Raw genomic sequence first — 20,080 nt, forward strand, 5'->3', positions numbered from 1 at the left:
TCTCTAAATTTCTATTGTTCATTTAACCAGAATTGGGCAATCTGTTCCCAAGTCTCATTTTTAACGAGATCGGAAAACCGTTCGCGGGTCTCTTGCAGTTCTGAAGGATTTCGCATCAGTTCTATAATTTTCCAAGCTACTGCTTCTTGGGTTTCTTTCGTATAAGGATTACCTGGTACTTTAACACAATATTCTTTATCTTTCAGTCCAGCATAATCCGTCGTTACGGGGACAGCACCCACTAGGGCCGATTCTCGCACTGTATTACAATCAAGCTCTTCAAAAGTACATCCATAATAATTAATATTAGAAGTAGCTTTCTCGGCCATAAGCTGTTCGCGACCTACCTTTCCATGTTCAATTACGCCCGGTTGTTGCATCAATGTTTCCATTTTCTGTTTCCAATCTTCTTTGATTTGTCTCGGCCAACCGTAGTAAATATGAAGTTTGGCTTCAGGAATTTCTTGGTGAATCAAGGGCCAGCCGAATTCTAACATTCTTTCTAGACCTCGGATATAATTGGATGCGTAGATGATTTTATAGGGATCTTTAGTCTGTCCACAAAATTTAAGGAAGGAGGGATCGAATCCATTGGGGATAATCGCAATTTGGCGATCTGGAATTTCTGGTAATAAGGATCGATGGAAGAAATTTTTACAGAACACCTTATCATAGCCTTTTAGTTTTTCATAGGTCACTTCTTCTGGCAATAGAACAGAACCTAAATCGAGCCAAACCCTTTTTGCTTTGATCGGAAATTTAATTCGCCAGGCAAACTGCCACATGATTAACGTATCAAAAGAATCGCAAGGATTAAATTGGGTGTAGTGATAATACTGGACTCCATCATACAATCCTTGTTGAGATCCACAATTATTATAGACAGTAACAGAATAACCTAATTTAATCCATTCACGAGATAAATAGACAATGCGGGCATCTGCACCTCCTAATCCCGTTTTTAGACTTTCTGGAGACCATTGATAATCAGTATCTCCCGTATAGTATACAATAGACTTATCTGGCCATAGTTTAGATTTTAAGCCCTGGTTTATAAGTTTTATGTGTGACTTTACCTTCCCAAGCATTTTTTGATAGATGTTCATGAAACCCATACTTGAATACATCCGTTATGATATAGTGGTAATATTACCAAGTTTTGGTTAGACTCTCCGAAATGATGAACTGTTTTGATCATCCCTTAATTACTCATGCTGATCATAGACCACCCGTTTAGACTAGAGACAGAAAATAAAGAAATCTTCACTATCTCCATGACATAAAGTGCGGCCAATGAAAAAAATCAAAGCATGGGTTAAGCAAAAACTCCCTAATCTTCAGACTCTTTATAAGAAGATAACTGCTAAAACATGGTCTTCTCATTCAATCGTTTATTATACCGGGAACCACCATGAGGGATTAACTCCAAATAGCTTGAAAACTGGCGCAAGTGGTTCTCATGCGGCTGTTATTTATCTGGCCAGAGAATGGGTGAAGTTAGGATATCAAGTCACGGTGTATAGCAATTGTGGCGATCAAGAGGGACTATATGATGGAGTAGAATATGTCAACTATTATAACTTCAATTGGTGCGATCGCTTTGATACTGTGATTATTTGGAGGCATTCTACCTTACTCCAGCATCCCATTAACGCCAAGAACCTTTGGTTAGATTGGCATGATACTCTAGGCCCAGCCAAAGCCTTTACAACAGAACGATTAGAACCCTTTGATAAAATATTTTCTAAGAGCCATTATCAACGCCAATTATTACCCCAGTTTAATGATGATAAATTTGTGGTCATTAACAATGGAGTGAGTGAAGAAATTAGCCCGTTATACAATACACCTAAAACCCCCTACAAGTTAATTTATGGCTCGCGCTACTATCGAGGACTAGAGTATATGCTAACTTACGGGTGGCCAATTATTAAACAAGAAATCCCTGAAGCAGAACTTCACCTATTCTATGGGTTTACTAAGCGAGATAATCACCCTAAACACTCAGAGTGGAGAAAAAAAATGATCGATCTAATAAATCAGCCTGGTGTGTTTGATCGTGGCCGTGTTTCTCAAGATAAGATTCTAGAGGAAAAAGCAAAATCATTGATTCATTATTATGGTTGTACCTATCCAGAAATTGATTGTATTTCTGTGCGTGAATCAGCAATGGTTGGTTGTATTCCAGTCATGACTGATTTAGCAGCTTTAGGTGAAAAACCTTATGGCATAAAGGTTTCTGGAGATCCAGAATCTCAGGAAACGCAAGAAGCAGTAGCCTATCAAGTCATTGAGTTAATGCGGGCAGACCCGGAAAAATTGCAGTTAATTCGCGAACAGTTTCAGAAATTGGCTCAAGAAGAAACCTGGGCAAAAGTTGCGCCTATTTGGTTGAAAAATCAGTAGAATTAAGTTTAATATTGGATTTTTTTGTAGATATGGCTCACTCAACTAGGATGAAACTAATTATCCCCATTGAATATTATAGATCGGGTGGTGTCGAGCGAGTAATCATCTCTCTTATTGAGGAATTTTCTAAGGACATAGAACAAATTATTATCGTTTTACCTAAAAAAGATATTCATTACTTTCAGAAAATACTGCCCTCTTCTGAGTCCATAGTTTACGAATCTTTTGTCCCAACAAAAAATATGCTTTTATCTTTTTTAAGAATTTTAATTTTAGGATCAAAGATATTTAAAATCAAACAATTAGAGAAAAAAATAAAGAAAGTCAGAAACCAGCAGTCCAAACGTAATGCCCTCAATGGATTAATTGAAAAGTATCAAGCGACCCATTGTTTATATGTTTTAACCAATCGATTAACGCCACCTAACCTCAAAATCCCTTTGGGAATGATCGCTCATGATGTGTTTTGGCGGTTTGCACCCATGACCTATCCAGAAGATTATGTGAGAGAGTACGATCAAAGTTTGTTAGCATGGCTCAAAAAATCTGATATTGTTTTTACGGTTTCTGAGAAGACAAAGACTGATATAATATCAACTTTTCCTGGTTTTTCGTCCAAAATTAAACCCATTCCTAATGCTGGGGTAGCCATTCGTAAGACGGAAAGTGATAGAGAGACAACTGTTAACTCTAGCGATCTAATTACATTTTATTTTCCTTCTTCATTTGGAATTTATAAGGATCACTTAACGTTACTGAGAAGCGGGATAAGAGTTGCTCAGAAAAAACTTCAGTTCCAGGTTGTACTTACCGGTAAGGAAACAGATGCTTTAGTCAATGGACGTTTAAGTCTGTCCCAGCAAAGTAGTACTCAAGAATATTCTAATTATTTAAATCAATGCCATCAAGTCTATTCAGAAAATAGAGATGTAATTGAGCAGTACTTTAACGGTTTGGGTTATGGAGAGTATGGACAGGTAGAATATTGGTATCAGCATTGCTCTTGTGTGATTATACCGTCACAATATGAGGGTTTTGGTCTGGCTCTCTCGGAAGCAATTTCAAGAGGTTTACCGGTTATTGCTTCAGATTTAGAGGTATTTCAAGAGCAAGTTAGATTGTATCAGTGTTTTGATCAAGTTGAGTTTTTCCCTCCAGGAGATGCAGAGGCTTTAGCTGCGTGTATGGAAAGATTTGTTCATCATCCTAAGAGTAAGTTGAATCCAGAAAAAATACAAGAAAAACTATCTCTTTGGACTTGGAAGGATGCAGCACAACAGTACATTAGTTTGTTAGAGTCTGTTGTTTAGCTTCCAAACCAAGGGAATGATTTTTTGCGTTCTTGTTAGTGCCGTTTTAATTTAACGTAGCTTATTTTCAAATACTTCAAAGGTTCTGAGCAAGTTGATGGCTGAACGATAGGCTTCTTCGGTCAATTCTAATTGTTCCTCTGGAGTATCGACAATCTCATCGGCTAATAATCGTAAAGAACCAATCATCGAATTGAGTTGAGTTCTGGCTTCGTAGGAGGCTTTAGATAGGGTTTCATAGTCAATTCTTTTCTGACCAGTAGATTCTGATGCTTCTGTTTCTGAAAATTGCATGGAATGCAGACGATGATATAATCCTTGTTTTTCTAATAATTCCTGATGAGTTCCGACTTCCATCACTTGACCCTTATCTAAAACAGCAATTTGATCGGCGTTCTGAATGGTGGAGAGACGGTGAGCAATGACTAATGTGGTCCGATCGCGGCTCAGATGGTCGATCGCTTCTTGAACAATGCGCTCAGACACTGTATCGAGGGCACTCGTGGCTTCATCTAGGATCAAGATATCTGGATCTTGCAGCAGCGCTCTGGCGATCGCCAACCGTTGGCGCTGTCCTCCCGAAAGCATCACACCGCGATCGCCCACCTCTGTTTCCCATTGTTTTGGCAATTGCATAATAAAATCATAAGCATTCGCCTGTTTCGCCGCCGTTACCATCTCATCCTCCGTAGCATCTGGACGAGCATAAATAATATTATTTCTCACCGTATCATTAAACAGAAACGTTGTTTGACTGACAATTCCCATGGATTTTCGCAAACTACGCAGCTCAAACTCACGAATATCACGGCCATCGATCAAAATAGAACCTTCCGTCGGATCGTAAAATCTGGGCAACAAATCCGCAAATGTTGATTTTCCTGCTCCTGACGAACCCACCAACGCCAAACTCTTCCCTCTAGGCAAGACTAAATCAGCTTTCTTAATGACCAAATGATTATGACCGGGATAAGCAAATGATATCTCTTTGAAATGAATCTTATCCTGAAACCCATTAAACGGAACAATTCCTTGAGTCATAATCGGCTTATTATCACGCCGCCAGATATCATAGGCAAAATCTACACTCGCTGACGCTTTAGCCAAAGTATTTCGGACACCATTAATCGAATTGACCACTGGCATCATCCGAAACAAAACAAACAGATACGTGAGTAGAATCGCCGACAAACTTTCCAATTGACTGGAGAAAAACGCACGTCCGATCAGTAGAATGGAAATCACTGTAAATATATTCGTAATTTCGCTTAAGGGCTTAATTAGGGCACTATTACTTTGCGCTAAGAAGTTAAATTTCTCCAGCTTAAGCATCATCTTCTTAATTAAACCAAACTCTTGCTGCTCATTTCCAACTGACTTGACTAATCGAATTCCACCTAAAACTTCCAACACCTTAATCGAGTACATCCTTTGCTGATTAGAGACTTCTTTCCCCAACTTCTTAGAACGTTTGACCACACCTTGGTTAACCACGGCAACCATAACGATCATTAGAGTGGAAATAACGGTCAATTGCCAGGACAGAGAAACGAGGAAAGACAAGAAAAAAAACGAGGTAATTAGGTGGATTGTCAAATCCACATATGAATTAATTGCCGTTGTTGTTTGTGTTGTATCTCCCCCTAAACGTTTTGTAATATCACCTAACTTATTCTTACTATAAAAATCAATATCTGTTTCTAGAAGAGTTGACATAATATCAATCTTCATACTGTTGGTCATTCTTCGCTTGAATGCGGCTGCTACAATAGCACGCAAATAATTCACCCCTTCCTTCAATATAATTGTCAATACAATAGCTGCTAACATTACCCCTAGTCGGTACTGTTCAGGAATACCTTGAAAGGGTGCAAAGATAAATTTCAGTGCAGGAGGCGCACCTTTGAGTTCAACTTCTTGTCCCACAATCTGAAGAACAACTGGAATAATTAGGGCAGTATTCACCCCATTAAAAATGGCTCCAGAGAATCCTAGGATAATGTTGCTGATTAAGGGGATGGGATATTTCTTTAAGTATTTAAATAGAAACTCTCTAGATGACATACTGTACCTCTTCACCTGATCTCAATGTTATATAGTTTTATGTTTACGAAGATTGTCAATAAGCGTTTTTAATTCTTTTGACATAGCTTCAATATTATAGTTTTCCATACATCTTTTGCGGCTTTTTTGACCTTGTTCGTTGGCTAAATCTAAATCCTTGAAAATAGACTCAATCCGATTGGCAATTTGATCGGGAGACTCTGGATCGACTAAATAACCTGTTCCTCCTAAAATTTCTGGTAAATCCCCCACATTAGAGGCTAAAACTGGCTTAGACATAGCCATCGCATCGGTCAATTTTAGCGGGAATTGGGCTAAGGCTGCCGGTGTATTCCGTTGGGGAACGACCACTACATGGGCCGCAGACACCACCTCTGGCATTTTCTCGTAAGGCAATTTGGGAATCTGAATAATCCACCGTCCCCATTTCTCTTGCAAATGGCGATCGTAATTATCATAAGGACTACCCCCAATAATAACGACTCTCAAATCCGGTTGATCGAGTTTATCCAAAGCCAGTAAAACATCTTCAATGCCTTTGTAGGGTCTTGGCGCTCCGGGAAACATTAGTACTCGATAGTCTGAAAGTCCGTATAGCTCTCTGGAAACTTCGGGATTATAATTTTGGGGATTAAACAAGGTTGTATCTTTACCATTGGGAACATAAACTCCACCAAAATGCTCCTGCAAAAATCGGGTATGAACCGTTACTGCATCAGCCAGAGAAACTTGATTTTCCATCCATTTTAGATAGAGGGGATGATCGGGCATTCTCAGCGCTCCCTGTGGCTTCAGAATATCGCGGCCAAACTGTTTTAAACCGGGACGATAGCGCCATTGGTCTCCCCCGTGCCAACTTAATTCCCAATCATCAATATCTAAAATTACGGAGCAACGACGCTGCATTCTTTTGAGTAAGGCTAAACCAAAACTGGTAGGTTTCGGTCTTAAGGCATACAGAATATCTCCTTGAATGGCTTTGAGTAAGGTTTGGGCAGAGCGGAAAAACCCTGGATAGTTGACACCGGGTACACAAACCATGGGATACTTGGACTCAGAGGTATCTGGCGGTTCACCAAAACTAAATCCCAGAATTTCTACTTCATGCCCCAAGTTGGTTAATGCTTGAGCCAACAAAAAGGTGCGGACAGCTCCTCCCCAACGACCGGCACCCGCTTGCGAAAGATCGCTGACGAGTATAGAAATTTTCAAGGCATTAGATGTAGTCTCCATCACAGGCGATCGCCCCAATACATCAGAATCAATACAGTTATCTTTAGTAGCATTTTTTCTATCTCTCAAGAATCCACTAATTTCAACCGTCCAGTTTGTAGAGCATCCAATATCCGGTTAATCTCCTGTTTCATCTCCTGAGTCAGTTTCATATTCGAGATCAGGGCAGAACTAATAATCAAGTATTCTTTCGGTGTCAGTTGACCTCTCTCAAGAATGCCTTTAACCACTTGATGAGCGACCAAGTTCGGTTGGTTAGATGGGGAACGGGACATAAAGGGTTTGTCTAGTTGGCGATCGCGTGATAACGTTTTCGGCTATTGATGGGGGAGAGTCGTCTTGATGGCTTTTCTAGGGGATCAAAACTTTACCTCACATCTTACCCTTACAATAGGAGAGAAGAGGAAAATTCTGAAGTTCATTAAGTATACCCTCAAGATCCTATGCAAGTTTACCGACTTCCTGCTCTTTCCGATAACTATATCTTTGTTTTACACGATCGCCACCTCAACCAAGCTGCTGTCGTCGATCCCGCCCAACCGCAGCCCGTCTTAGAGTGCCTAGCGCAGCTCGGTGCAGACCTAATCGCCATCCTCAACACCCATCATCATAGCGATCATATCGGCGGCAATCAACAGTTAATGGAGAGATTTCCCCAACTTCAAGTTTACGGGGGGGCTGTAGACCGGGGGAGAATTCCGGGACAACACTTTTTTCTTGAAGACGGCGATCGCCTCACCATTTTAGGCCAAGAAGCGCAAATCTTCTTTGTACCCGGTCATACCAAAGCACATATTGCCTACTACTTCCCTCCAGCAGATGTCAGTGAACCCGGAAATTTGTTCTGTGGAGACACCCTATTTGCTGGTGGATGTGGTCGCCTCTTTGAGGGAACCCCAGCCCAGATGGTTAATTCTCTGAGTAAATTAAGAAATCTTCCCGATAATACCCAAATTTGGTGCGCCCACGAATACACCCTCAGCAACCTCAAATTTGCCCTAACAGTAGATGGGGATAACCCCAAACTACAAGAGAGATTTGCCAGCGTCAAGGAAGCGAGACAAAACAACCAACCCACCGTCCCCTCCGTCCTGGGTCTGGAAAAACTCACCAATCCCTTCCTGCGTTGGGATCAGCCCAGTTTGCAAGCTGCTGCAAACAGCACCGATCCCGTGCAAACGTTTAGTCGTATTCGCGGTAAAAAAGACCTGTTTTAGAGCTTTGAAGAATCAAGGGTCAGTACAGGAATTGCGATCGCCCTCAAAGTCCGATATAATAAAAGACTTTGATCCAACGTAACTCACTAGAGAAAAGCCAACTCATCATGAGCAAAAGAGTACAAATCGTATTAAACAAAGATGTAAGCAAACTCGGCAAATCCGGGGATGTAGTAGACGTTGCCCGTGGTTATGCCCGTAACTATCTCATTCCCCACGGTATAGCCCTGCGTGCCACCCCAGGTATCCTCAAACAAGTTGAAATTCGTAAAGAAAAAGAACGTCAACGGTTACTCGAAGAAAAACGTCAGGCTGAAGCCCGCAAAACTGCTCTGGAAACCATCGGTCGCTTCACCATTCGCAAACAAGTCGGCGAAGGAGAAGCTATTTTTGGAACCGTTACTGACCGAGAAGTCGCTGAAGTTATCCTGGAAACGACTGCCCAAGAAGTAGACCGTCGTGGCATTACCCTACCGGAAATCAGCAGACTCGGATTCTATAATGCTGAAATTAAACTGCATCCTGAAGTAACCGCAACAGTTGAAATCCAAGTTGCCGCCCTTTAGGGATGGGGAGATAGGGGGATAGGGAAACCTTAAAGTAGAATTATTCTATTCTCCACATCCCCATGTCTCTCTATTCCCTATTCCCCATTCCCTATTCCCATGGTCAGCGAGTCCAGCCTTCCAGCTCTTCCCGACACCCTTCCTCCCCAAAATATTGAGGCGGAAGAATCCATCCTCGGCGGTATTTTACTCGACCCAGAAGCCATTAATCGGGTGATGGATATTCTCCACCCCGAAGCCTTTTCCATTTCCGCACACCAAAAAATCTACCAAGCGACTCTCACTCTCCACAACAGTGGGAAACCCACGGATTTTATGACCGTGAACAGTTGGCTCTCCGATCAGAACCTATTAGACAAAGTAGGAGGTCAGAGCAAACTGGTACAACTGCTCGACCGTACAGTGAGCGCAGTGAACATTGACGAGTATGCCAAACTCGTCATGGATAAATATCTACGTCGTCAACTGATTACAGCAGGTCACGAAATTGTACAGTTGGGTTATGATACGGCAACTGATATTAAACAAATTCTCGACCAAGCCGAACAAAAAATCTTTAATCTCACCCAAGATCGCGCACAAAAAGGTCTCGTTTCTTTAGCGGAAACCTTAACTCATACCTACGAAGAAATCCAATCCCAAAGTACAGGAGAAATTTTACGCACAATCCACTGCCAGTTTTACGATCTTGATGCCATGACTGGGGGATTTCAGCCTTCAGATTTGATTATTATTGCTGGACGGCCCGCAATGGGAAAAACAGCCTTCGCGATGGGGATTGCCCATAACATTGCCAAATCGACTCACCTAGCAGTTGCGGTTTTTAGTTTGGAAATGTCGAAAGAGCAATTGGCGCTGCGTCTGCTTTCTAGTGAGTCTAAAATTGAAAGTAATCGTCTCAGATCAGGGCGGATTAGTCAAACGGAATGGGAGCCTTTAATTGAAGCGCAAACGAATTTGTCGGAACTGCCGATTTATATTGATGATACGGCAAATACTACGGTGACGCAGATGCGATCTGAGCTTCGCAGGCTACAAGCGGAACAAGGACAACTGGGATTAGTGCTGCTCGACTACGTGCAGCTTATGGAGGGAAATAGCGATAACCGGGTGCAAGAACTCTCTAAAATCACTCGGCAACTCAAGATACTCGCACGGGAGTTAAATGTGCCTGTGGTTGCGTTATCTCAGCTCAGTCGTTCAGTTGAATCGCGCACCAATAAGCGCCCGATGATGTCCGACTTGAGAGAAAGCGGATCGCTTGAACAAGACGCAGATCTAGTGATTATGTTATACCGGGATGAATATTATAATCCCGATACTACCGATCGCATGATCGCCGAAGTGATCATCACCAAACACCGCAACGGCCCCACAGGAATCGTTAAACTCCGTTTCGACCCTGATTTTACCCGTTTCGACAACCTTTTCGACAACCTGGCTAAACCCCAAAATTAATTTAATCAAGTCTGCGATAAACTAAAGAGAAACTCCTCGTCAACTTATGCTACTGAAATATCATCTCAGAAATAGTTTACCCTCGGCGCAGGATTTACCCGACTCGGATGAGACTCCTGTGGATAACGAACTGCAAGATTTAATTCCCACTCTCCTCAAAGCGATGCTGGCACTCATTTGGTCAGAGCGCATGGATTGGTTTTTTGGCGTGGATATGGGAGTTTACACCGATCCGAACCAACCTGCTATTGTCCCCGATGGTTTTTTAAGTATCGGTGTCCCTCGGATCATTGATGAAGGTTTACGGTTATCTTATGTTCTTTGGGAGGAGAGAGAAATTCCGACTTTCGTGTTAGAAGTGGTCTCCACAACACCAAGAGGAGAATATAGCGAGAAAAAACAAAAATATGCCCAATTGGGAGTTCTCTACTATGCAATCTATAATCCCCTACGAAAAAAGAAACAGAAGCTAGAAGTTTATCAACTCCAGGGGGGGGAATATGAATTATTATCTGGAGAACCGGTCTGGTTATCCCAACTCAATTTAGGCATCGGTACAGATCGAGGAACTTATCAAGGAATTACCAGAGAATGGCTCTATTGGTATGATGAAAACAGAAAGCGCTATCTAACTCCAGAGGAAAGAGCAGAGACGGCTGAACTAGAGCGAGATCGCCAGTATCAAGAAAAGGAACAGCAACAGGAAAGAGCAAATATAGCTGAACTAGAACGCGATCGCCAACAGGAAAGAGCCGATCGCGCTGAAGCAGTTGTTGAAGAGCAAGAGCAGACGATTCAACAGTTAAGAGAACGTCTTCAGCAACTGGGTATCGATCCAGATAGTCTGAGTAAATGACAACTTTAAGGACGAAACAAGTGGGAATGATCGGGATGATAAAGCTGCGATCGCCCTCCGATTCCCTTCAGCGCTGGACTAATCACATACAACGTCGTCCGTATTAACTCCTGTTCCTGGGTTTCACGTGCCATCTTTTCCAACGGAACCACCACAATCTTCTCATCCGGCCATCCCAACCGATAACAAATGGCAACTGGAGTATCTGCTGGATAATGCTTTAACAACCGTTCTTGGGAACGCTCTACATGACGTGCCGCTAAATATAAACATAAACTCGCTTGATGGGCCGCTAAAGATTCTAACTCTTCCCCTGAAGGCATTTGAGACGCTCGGCCGCTCACCCGCGTTAGAATAATCGTCTGCACCAACTCCGGAACCGTTAACTCTACCCCCAAGCGTGCGGCTGCCAACTGAAAGGCACTAATTCCCGGTACAATTTCAAACGGGATTTCTGCTTCTGATAACCCTTGGATTTGCTCGCCAATGGCACTATACAAACTCGGATCGCCCGAATGCAACCGCACCACCACCTGACCTTGACGTACCCGCTCAATCATCATCGGTAAAATTGACTCTAGGGTTTGATGACCCGTCGGGATTAACTCGGCATCCTCACGGGTATCGAGCAGCATCTGCTTCGGAACCAAAGAGTTGGCATACAGGATCGCATCGGCCTGGGCCAAAATCCGTTGAGCGCGAACCGTCAGCAATTCCGGGTCACCAGGGCCAGCTCCAACAATATAAACGGCTGGATTTAGGGGTCTGTCAGTCATTGAAAAGCTCCAAAAAGGTTCCAGTTTGGCAGAATTCTCAGCCCTATCAGGCACGCTACGCCAAGGATAGGACTGAAAAGGCTGGCCAAGGGTTTGTTAAAATTTCGTAACTCTGGCTACAATTTTGCCCTAAATCAGTTATCTTAAAAGAAAGAAACCCAATCTACCTTATCAAAAGTCAAAAAACTGTTTATCATGAACAAAAAACGCCAACAACTCCAACAAGCCGCTCAAGCGCATAAAGAAAACCTACGCAAAAACCTACAACACAGATTAGAAGTCGCTCGTACTAAAGGCGATGTTTCTCTAGTCCATCAGCTAGAAGCGGAAGCAGACTATCTAGGATAAGGCTTGATTCTCACGAATTACCGAATTCGTCACAAAAACTTAATCTGCACTTACGCACAACACTTGCATTGTATAAGGGCGTTTCCTGTCTGAATAGTGACATGAAGCGCCCTTTTATCGCGCAGTGCGATCGCCAGATTCCGATCGACTTCACTCTAATATGGCCATCTTAGAGCTTACAATCGGTTGCTGAAGTCATCTAGGGTTAGCTGCAAATACCACTCTGGAGAAGCCTGATACTCTTCTAATTTCCGTTTTGCTGCCCCTTGGGGATCTTCGGCGCGTAAAATCATAAAGCCAACGGTTTTTAAGTTCGGTAAAGGTAGGGGCGGTGAAGCGGTCTCCTTTTCTTCCTCTACTTCCTCTACTTCCTCTGTCTCCTTTGCTTCTTCTTCGATTTCGGGTTTAACCTGGTTTTGCTGGAGTGTCACACAAGCTTGTTGATAGAGGGGCAGAATTTGATCATAGTTATAGAGCAATTCTTCTAGGGCAACGAGGGCTTTTGAGTCTCCATTATCCCAATCTTTAATCACTTGATGAATACCAAACTTGAGGCTTAAGGGCAATTCTTCTGCACACTCGGTAATGGCAAATAAGAAGGCTTTTAAGATAATGGTATCAGAGTTTTTCATGGCGATTCGATGTTTCGGGAAGCTATGACAGGGAATCGGCGATCGGGTTCAGGAGCGTCACCCCATCCCCCAATACCGCCATTTACCCCATTATTTAAGATGAAGAACGATTTTCTCGCTCTTCTTTGAGTCGCCTGCGGCGATCGTTCCAGTCTACTAAGGTAAGATAAACGACTCCGCCTGTTACCAAGATCAACAGGGCAAAAGCTGCCCAAACGAGACTGGCGAAAAGTGGAGATTCCATGAGCTTTCCCTCAGATATTACTTAGAAACCGTTTCTTGCCCAAACGACCATAGAGATAGAGAAGGTGAAAATCACCAGCAAGGAAACCCAGCCTAAAGAGAGAATGTCCATAGTTAATCTTAAAACAACCGTATTACTCCATTGTTTATCATACAAGGGAATGGGGAGTGGGGAGTGGGGAATAGGGGAATGGGGAATGGGGAATGGGGAATGGGGAATGGGGAATGGGGAATAGGCAAGAGGCAAGAGGCAAGAGGCAATTAATGTCCCCGTGTCCCCTCGTCCTCCCTATCCTCCCCATCCCCAAGTTTAATGCAGTGGCACTTCTAGGCGCTCTCCGGGGGTGGGGGAGAGGGCTTGGGTGCTTAAGCCTTGAGCCGATAGTTTTTGCTGAAAGTCTTCTACGGTTCCTTCGGCTCGGAGTAGGGAAATTAACAAGCCTTCAAACTTGACATCCCCTCCTGCTGCTGTGGGCAACATGACTTGAGGTTTGACCCATTGAGCCACTTTGAGGGCGCTTTCTGTACCTTTAATGATTGGCCCGACTATCGGTAAACCTAAATCGATCATGGGCGTAATAATTACATCAATCTGTCCCTTTTCCTGTAGAGTAGGGGAATGGTAACCGTGGGGTTCATAATAAACGGTTTTGCCGCTAGAGAGTTCTTTGAAGATATAACCATTCTCTACGAGGGTGGGGCCAATGGGAGAACCAGGAACGGCCTGAATCTCGACCTGCTCATTGAAGCGATAGGTTTGGCCATGTTCTAGGGAATGGATGTTAGTATAGCCGAACTCTTTAACGACTTTTGCGGCATTAGGGGAGCCAACAACAGGTAAATTTTTATTCAATTGTTTCAGGGTCTGGGGATGGGCATGATCTTCTAATCCCTGGGAGAGAACGACTAAATCAATGGCTTCTGGAATGGCACGGTCTTGGGGACGATATCCTTTGAAGAGCCAGGGTAGGTTACCAAATACTAGGGGGCCAACTAACCAGGGGTCAATGAGGATGTTTTGTCCTCCGAGTTCGAGTAACCAAGAGTTGCTATCAAGATAGGTGAGATACATAAGGATGATGGCGTTTTGATCGGTGCTTTTATTGTAGGCATAGATTTTGAAGTGGGAGAAGGAGCTGGGGGATGAGGGAATTGCTCTATAAGTTAAAATTGCGATAACAGCGGAAAGTGCTGTAAGTCGCGATCGCCAAACCACGAGAGGAAGTGAGTTATGTCCATCTTATCCGATTGGCAGCAACTGGCCATTCACTCCCATTATCAAACCGCAAACGCTATTTTAGATCGCTTGCACGCAGGTAGTGCCAGCGAAGCGAGTCAAGGGTTAGAAGCACTGATTGAAGCCATGGGAAGAAGTGAAAAACGAGCGATCCAAAGTCAATTAATTCGACTCATGAGCCACATTATTAAGTGGAACGAGCAGCCAGAGATGCGATCGGTGAGTTGGAGCATTACGATTCAATCCGCACGAGATGAAATTGAGGATATTCAGGAAGAAGTCCCTAGCTTAAATCAAGATTTTATTGACTCGATTTGGGAGAAATGTTTCCAAAGAGCAGTCCGATATGCAGAAACAGAAATGGGGGTTCAATGTGAAGGAGTTTCTCTGTCTTGGGAAGAGGTCTTTCAGACAGAATATCGCTTTGTTAAACCCACTTAACTTGATTGGTATCAGCTTGAATAGAGGGAATGGTTATGAGCGATCGCAATTTAGAACTGAATCAAGAGATTATTTTTGATGCTGAACATGAAACTCCATTGCCAGTGCAAGGGGTGGAGATCAGGGTGAACTCTGACGAGGGGTTACCGGAAGTGCGGTTAAAGGTGTCAGTGGATGGGCCCAGTTATGAAGAAATTGAGGGCAAAAATCGGTTTAATTTAGAGAAACGATGGCGCGGGGAGATGACTGGGGAATTTTTGAGCGATCGCCCCCTATATTTAGAACTGATGTTACAACCCGATCGAATTCCCGATCCCATCCCAGAGGATTTACGGACAATTTTAAGCCCAGAATACCTGCAATCTGAGTTGTGGTTAGCTCTCTCCATTTATCAAGAGGTTAATGGGGAACGGGTGGGTTATGATACCTTTTGGAAACGAGCCAATTTAACTGAATTGACCCAAGCTTTTCAGATGGGAGCGCAAGCTCTGGAAACCCTATTTAATGTGGTTCAGGAGGGTTTAGAAGGGGCATTATCGGAGGCTGAAGAGGGAAGATTTTCCCAATTCATGCGCCAGTTTGAGGAGTGGACAGAGGAGGAAAATGAACGTTCTTTAGAGTCCGTGGTGCGGGAGTTTTTCCATGAAGATGACTGGGAATTTATACAGTTAAAACCCGAACTTTTACAGTTAGCTTTTCAGGGAGACAACGGTCGTTGGCGCTGTTATGCTCGGATTCATGAAGCGGACAAGCAATTTATTTTTTATTCTATCTGTCCTCTTGCAGTTGAAGAGGAGTATCGGGGGTTAATGGCTGAATTCTTAACAAAAGCTAACTATGGCATGATTTTGGGCAATTTTGAGTTAGACTTTACGGACGGTGAAATCCGATATAAGACGAGCATTGATGTAGAGAACGATCGCCTCAGTCTGGCTTTGGTGCGATCGTTAGTGTATGCCAATGTGACGATTGTAGATCGGTATTTACCTGGGATTGTGGCGGTATTGGAGGGGAGTCCAGTATCGGATGCAATCGAAAGGGTTGAATAGCAGGACTTCTTGATATCAGATGGGACAAGGAAGAAATAATCGGCCTTTTGGCCGACGAACTCTAGAGCAGATTGAGCGGGAGGGACGGGGACGGGCCCAAAGTCGGTTGAGCTTCTTGAGAAGTGGCTTATTTTACCGCTTGTATCGTTTCTTTCCCTTCTGGATGATTCGACTGATTCCGTTTATCCAACAGGATATGCTGGATCTGTTGCGTCGAGAGCGAGAGGAAGAGGAGGAAGCAGAAGCAGAGGCTGCACCGGTAGAAACCGTTGCGCCTCCGGTGGTGGGGTCGCGTAGAGACTGGATTTATACGGAATACCGATGTATTTGGGGAGACCCATTGGAGTGCGATCAGCCCCGTCAGAGTATTGAAGCGGATGAGGAGACCAAAGTTTGTCTGAGATGCGGATTTCCGGCGATTTTACGCCCGAAAGCAGAGATCATCGGCCATCGGGGACGGTATCGGGTAACGGAATTTCTCGGGACTCGGGGGATGGGACGGTTGTATAAAGGGGCGCAGGTGGTGAACAATGCGCCTGTGGTGATTAAAGAGTATTTGTTACCCAAGCGCTATTTTAATATTCAGGAAGCGCAGAATTACAAGGATAATTTTGAGAATGTGGCTGGGGCAGTTTTGGCGGATGGTCGGGCCCAGGATTTTCGGGTGTTGAGTTTTGGGGATGCGATCGGCGATCGCCACGAGGAACGCTGTTATGTGGTCACTGAGGGTTTGGCTAGCCTTTATCCCACATTAAGGGTTTATGTGCAACAAAAGGGGGCAATGGATCAGTTTGAATTGTTGCATTTTTTGAATCAGGTTTTGCAAAGTTTAGAGTCCTTGCATGGGCAAAAGTATCGCCTACCGTCAAGCAAAATTCAAGGGGGGTTACCCCATGGGAATTTGAGTTTGGATACTCTGCTGATTTTGCCCCAAGAGCAACAGTTTTTTGAGTTTCCCCAATTTCTAATTTATTTGTCTGATTTGTGGTTGTGGGAATATCGTTTTTTCCCACCCACGATGACAGTAAAACGACCCGCATTAAGCCAAGATTTGCGGGATTTAGGCCACATCAGCTTTACTTTACTGACCGGCACGTGGTCGCTTGAAGAAGAAAACAGTTTAAATCCGAAGTTGCCCCAAAATTGGCCGGATGTCGATCCCAAAATTCAACAGTTTATTTGGCGCTTATTGGAGGTTGATACGCCATTTCCTAGTGCAGAAGTGGCTCGCCAGTCTTTGCCTCAGTTGTCTCGATCGCTACAGTTCATCGAGTCAGCAGAAATACAAGAAGAAGAAGATATTAAGCGCAAGCGTCGCTGGTGGTGGTTGCTGTGGCTCTTGCTATTGTTGGGTTTGGGGAGTGGTGTAGGGTGGTGGTTACTGCGCCGATCCAATGGTATGGCAACTGCCCAAAATCCGAGGGTTTGCTGTGTTCAAGATGTAGCTGCTGTCCCCCAGGGACGGTTTCAGTATACAGCCGTGGGGAATGGGATTTGGAATTATGTACTCAAACAACCGAATTTGGTAGCGTTGGGACGGCGTTTGGAAACGGAGTTAGGGCAGCGTATTCCTAAGCTGGATTTGGTGTATGAACCCGTGCAGTCTTTGGAAGAGGCTATTTCTACTGTGCGTGGCGATCGGGCTGATTTTGCCATTGCCTCAGCCATCAATGAACCGGATTTAGAAGCCAAACGAATTGCCTATGATGGATTAGTAATTTTTGTCCCGTTTAGTTACGAATTTCGCCGTAATTCTTTGCCTCGAACCTTGAATGGACAGTTGAGTTTGGATCGGGTCCGTCAGTTGTATACCGGGGAAGTAACGAATTGGCAAGAGTTGGGAGGTCCTGATTTACCGGTGAAGTTATATGTGCCCGAAAATCCCGAACTCATCCGTATTTTTGAGGAGCAAGTTTTGCAAGATCCGGGGGCGATCGCCGCCTTTCGTCAAGGGTTACCAAAACCGACAAACCCCGATGCTTTAGTCACTACGCCATCAGAATCTACGATTTCTGTCCTACCGATTTTCGAGCTATTGCGAACGATATTAGCCGACTTTGAGGAACGGGAAATCGGTGGCATTGGCTTTGGGGCGATCGCCCAAGTTTTTGGCCAATGTTCCGTTTATCCCCTAGCCATTTCTACTGAGAATAAAACCGCCGTTCAACCCCTCATTCAAAATAACACTCAACCCCTGAATCCAGGAACCGACCTCTGCAATGATAAAGGCAGTTATTTCCCCCATGTAGAATTGTTTCAAACCGGTGAATATCCCTTGGCATATCCCCTCACCGTCGTTTATGCTCGTGATAACAGCCGTCCTCCTATCGGGCAAAAATTTGCGGAACTTCTGCAAACCGAAGAAATGCAAAACCTATTAGCAAAAACCGGCCTCATTCCCCTAAACCTCAGACCATGACTAATGAATATAATCCCCATAGCTCCTGGGAACCCATCGGCGATCCACATAAAGCGGCTGGGTTTGCCATTCCTGCACCCTTCCAAACCCACCGCCGACCCACCGATCAAACGAATTTTGATACCTTACAAAAAGCCGCCCAAAAAATTCAAGACGATCCTTTGAAAGTCCAACAGTTAGCCGATCGAGTTTATGCATTATTACTCGAAGATTTACGTGAACAAAAACAACGTCAAGGATTGTATAAAGGACGCTTGTCATGAAGAAACCGAATCGCTATACCCAACATCGAGGCAACTACATTCTCACCAATCGGTTTTACGTTGAGATTGGTAATGAAATCAAAGCTTCTTTCAGTGAATGTTCGGGCTTCGGAGTCAATATGAAAAAAGAAACCTTACTTGAAGGGGGACTCAACGATCGCCAGCACATTTTGGTCGGCCATGCAGAATTCGACGATGTGACCTTAAAACGGGGAATGACCAACGATTTAACCTTCTGGAATTGGCTCTCACAAACCCTCAGTAGCTTTCCCAAAACGCGATATAACCTCAATATCCTCATGTTCAACCAAGCGGGTGAAACCCAGTTAGCGTGGTCGTTACTGGACGCAATACCCGTGAGTTGGAAAGCTCCTGCTTTGCAAGCAGACAGTTCTTCAGTGGCGATCGAAGAATTAACCCTAGCCTACGAGGGCATTGAGCTAATTTTATCTGGCCGCTAAACCAACCCGAAAAATTGAGATTACAACTTCATACCACCAGACTGAGCTGAAACAATAGACAAACAGCTCTATTCAGACTTATGTAACTTCTAGTCAACCTCAAGGACTAAAGTATTGACTATGACAGAAAACGGAACACCAAACAACTTACCAGAAACACCATTAGGCTTAAACTCTTCCTTACTCACCCATCATCCTCTAGGACAAAAATTTATTGCTCCCAAGTTCATCCAACCCTTGGGAGCAATAAATATTAGTTTTGTGAACAACTCTATAATTCAAGGCATATTAATAGACGATATATTCCAGAAACAAAAATCACAAATATCCCCATTAATACAACATAAAACTTTAACTCCACCTTCACTTCAAACCTCATTTTCTTCTGAAAAAAAAGTAGACAATACTAAAACATCTGAACTTAATAAAGATATTTCACCTAAAAACTCCAGCCTTCAAAAAGCTTCATTTCCTAATTACGACACTTCATATCAACCCCAAGCAAAAAAAACATTAAACACCAATCAATCCCCCCCTGATATTTCACGAAGATCTCATAAAAAAACTGAAATATTTCGTTCTATTATTACCTCATCAAATCCTCAAGGCACAACAAACAACCAGTTAAATCCTAGTTTTGAGACTAATAATCAATCTCCCTCGTCTACCATTGAACAAAAAAACAAAACACAAAATACTTCGAGTAAGCCCCCTCTTGAATACATTAATATTCAAAAAAAATATTCTTTGAATACAAATAAACAAGCAAATGATCCCCTTCAACTTTTTCGTAGAAAATCTCAAAAGAAAGAAACCATACAAGCAAAAGCCAATCAAAATGTTCAACCAAAAATTCCAGAGCAATGGTCTAGCATAGAAGAATTAATAGGAGAAAATACACAATCCACATCCTCCGAGCCAGTACAAAAAACAGAAGAAACACCGGATTCTCCTGCTACACTCACCTCAAATCACCCAACTCCCTCGCCTCAAAGAACAGACGAAACATCTGGCTCTTCTGGCACACTTGCCTCAGAAAACTCAACTCCCTCGCTTCAAAGAACAGAAGCCATCACTGATTCTCCTGCTGCACTCACC

At 43.5% G+C, this 20,080-nt stretch carries 22 protein-coding genes; 13 read left to right on the forward strand and 9 right to left on the reverse strand.

From position 1 onward, the window contains the following. Positions 1-11: 11 nt before the first annotated feature. Positions 12-1,106 (reverse strand): hypothetical protein, encoded by a 1,095-nt coding sequence (locus J7529_RS02960; protein WP_318727766.1) that lies wholly within the window; start codon positions 1,104-1,106, stop codon positions 12-14. Between the two features lie 328 nt (positions 1,107-1,434). On the opposite strand from J7529_RS02960, the gene J7529_RS02965 reads away from it, so the two are divergent. Together J7529_RS02965 and J7529_RS02970 are read left to right on the forward strand one after the other, a co-directional pair. After that, positions 1,435-2,406 (forward strand): hypothetical protein, encoded by a 972-nt coding sequence (locus J7529_RS02965; RefSeq protein WP_318727767.1) that lies wholly within the window; start codon positions 1,435-1,437, stop codon positions 2,404-2,406. After that, positions 2,388-3,719: a glycosyltransferase gene (locus J7529_RS02970; RefSeq protein ID WP_318727768.1), complete on the forward strand. Its 1,332-nt coding sequence runs from the start codon at positions 2,388-2,390 to the stop codon at positions 3,717-3,719. The genes J7529_RS02965 and J7529_RS02970 overlap by 19 nt, the downstream gene beginning before the upstream one ends. Positions 3,720-3,770: 51 nt before the next feature. On the opposite strand, the gene J7529_RS02975 is transcribed toward J7529_RS02970, so the two are convergent. From J7529_RS02975 to J7529_RS02985, 3 genes are all read right to left on the reverse strand, one after another. Continuing rightward, positions 3,771-5,783 carry an ABC transporter ATP-binding protein gene (locus tag J7529_RS02975; RefSeq protein ID WP_318727769.1) on the reverse strand — a complete coding sequence of 671 codons (2,013 nt, stop codon included), beginning with the start codon at positions 5,781-5,783 and terminating at the stop codon, positions 3,771-3,773. Between the two features lie 27 nt (positions 5,784-5,810). Next, positions 5,811-7,016 (reverse strand): glycosyltransferase family 4 protein, encoded by a 1,206-nt coding sequence (locus tag J7529_RS02980; RefSeq protein WP_413038799.1) that lies wholly within the window; start codon positions 7,014-7,016, stop codon positions 5,811-5,813. Between the two features lie 65 nt (positions 7,017-7,081). Then, a complete protein-coding gene (locus tag J7529_RS02985) occupies positions 7,082-7,291 on the reverse strand; it encodes a hypothetical protein (protein ID WP_271941298.1) in 210 nt (69 codons plus the stop codon). Positions 7,292-7,459: 168 nt separating this feature from the next. Here J7529_RS02985 and gloB point away from each other — a divergent pair, with 168 nt between their 5' ends. The 4 genes from gloB (at position 7,460) to J7529_RS03005 (ending at position 11,113) form a co-directional block, all read left to right on the forward strand. Further along, the gene (gene gloB, locus J7529_RS02990) at positions 7,460-8,233 is read left to right on the forward strand and encodes a hydroxyacylglutathione hydrolase (protein ID WP_271941301.1); all 774 of its coding nucleotides are present in this window, start codon (positions 7,460-7,462) and stop codon (positions 8,231-8,233) included. A gap of 107 nt (positions 8,234-8,340) precedes the next feature. Next, positions 8,341-8,799 (forward strand): 50S ribosomal protein L9, encoded by a 459-nt coding sequence (gene rplI / locus J7529_RS02995; protein ID WP_271941304.1) that lies wholly within the window; start codon positions 8,341-8,343, stop codon positions 8,797-8,799. Between the two features lie 99 nt (positions 8,800-8,898). After that, complete coding sequence (dnaB, locus tag J7529_RS03000; RefSeq protein ID WP_318727771.1) at positions 8,899-10,257, forward strand: replicative DNA helicase; 1,359 nt, start codon at positions 8,899-8,901, stop codon at positions 10,255-10,257. 46 nt (positions 10,258-10,303) lie between these two features. Further along, complete coding sequence (locus J7529_RS03005) at positions 10,304-11,113, forward strand: Uma2 family endonuclease (RefSeq protein WP_318727772.1); 810 nt, start codon at positions 10,304-10,306, stop codon at positions 11,111-11,113. 5 nt (positions 11,114-11,118) lie between these two features. Here the strand turns inward: J7529_RS03005 and cobM are convergent, their stop codons facing one another. Then, positions 11,119-11,889 (reverse strand): precorrin-4 C(11)-methyltransferase, encoded by a 771-nt coding sequence (gene cobM, locus J7529_RS03010; protein ID WP_318727773.1) that lies wholly within the window; start codon positions 11,887-11,889, stop codon positions 11,119-11,121. A gap of 195 nt (positions 11,890-12,084) precedes the next feature. Between cobM and J7529_RS03015 the strand changes: the two genes are divergently transcribed. Further along, positions 12,085-12,237, forward strand: coding sequence for a hypothetical protein (locus J7529_RS03015; protein ID WP_271941314.1), 153 nt, complete (start codon positions 12,085-12,087; stop codon positions 12,235-12,237). 176 nt (positions 12,238-12,413) lie between these two features. On the opposite strand, the gene J7529_RS03020 is transcribed toward J7529_RS03015, so the two are convergent. The 4 genes from J7529_RS03020 to J7529_RS03035 form a co-directional block, all read right to left on the reverse strand. Beyond that, the gene (locus J7529_RS03020; protein WP_318727774.1) at positions 12,414-12,869 is read right to left on the reverse strand and encodes a hypothetical protein; all 456 of its coding nucleotides are present in this window, start codon (positions 12,867-12,869) and stop codon (positions 12,414-12,416) included. A 94-nt stretch (positions 12,870-12,963) separates the two neighbouring features. Beyond that, complete coding sequence (locus J7529_RS03025; RefSeq protein ID WP_271941320.1) at positions 12,964-13,113, reverse strand: hypothetical protein; 150 nt, start codon at positions 13,111-13,113, stop codon at positions 12,964-12,966. Positions 13,114-13,134: 21 nt separating this feature from the next. Further along, positions 13,135-13,359 carry a cytochrome b6-f complex subunit PetN gene (gene petN / locus J7529_RS03030; protein ID WP_318727775.1) on the reverse strand — a complete coding sequence of 75 codons (225 nt, stop codon included), beginning with the start codon at positions 13,357-13,359 and terminating at the stop codon, positions 13,135-13,137. A gap of 63 nt (positions 13,360-13,422) precedes the next feature. Then, entirely contained in the window at positions 13,423-14,184 is a 762-nt protein-coding gene (locus tag J7529_RS03035; protein ID WP_271941322.1) for an MBL fold metallo-hydrolase, read from the reverse strand. A 159-nt stretch (positions 14,185-14,343) separates the two neighbouring features. Between J7529_RS03035 and J7529_RS03040 the strand changes: the two genes are divergently transcribed. From J7529_RS03040 to J7529_RS03065, 6 genes are all read left to right on the forward strand, one after another. Beyond that, a complete protein-coding gene (locus tag J7529_RS03040; RefSeq protein WP_318727776.1) occupies positions 14,344-14,790 on the forward strand; it encodes a DUF29 domain-containing protein in 447 nt (148 codons plus the stop codon). 35 nt (positions 14,791-14,825) lie between these two features. Continuing rightward, entirely contained in the window at positions 14,826-15,839 is a 1,014-nt protein-coding gene (locus J7529_RS03045) for a YbjN domain-containing protein (protein ID WP_318727777.1), read from the forward strand. A 19-nt stretch (positions 15,840-15,858) separates the two neighbouring features. Beyond that, complete coding sequence (locus J7529_RS03050) at positions 15,859-18,258, forward strand: substrate-binding domain-containing protein (RefSeq protein ID WP_318727778.1); 2,400 nt, start codon at positions 15,859-15,861, stop codon at positions 18,256-18,258. Then, entirely contained in the window at positions 18,255-18,521 is a 267-nt protein-coding gene (locus tag J7529_RS03055) for a hypothetical protein (protein WP_318727779.1), read from the forward strand. The genes J7529_RS03050 and J7529_RS03055 overlap by 4 nt, the downstream gene beginning before the upstream one ends. Beyond that, on the forward strand, positions 18,518-18,982 hold the full coding sequence (locus J7529_RS03060) for a phage tail protein (protein ID WP_271941335.1): 465 nt from the start codon (positions 18,518-18,520) through the stop codon (positions 18,980-18,982). The genes J7529_RS03055 and J7529_RS03060 overlap by 4 nt, the downstream gene beginning before the upstream one ends. A 114-nt stretch (positions 18,983-19,096) precedes the next feature. Then, the coding region (locus J7529_RS03065) for a hypothetical protein (RefSeq protein ID WP_318727780.1) at positions 19,097-20,080 on the forward strand (984 nt) is incomplete at its 3' end.

Source organism: Roseofilum sp. Guam (genome assembly GCF_017746735.1).
Taxonomy (GTDB): domain Bacteria; phylum Cyanobacteriota; class Cyanobacteriia; order Cyanobacteriales; family Desertifilaceae; genus Roseofilum; species Roseofilum reptotaenium.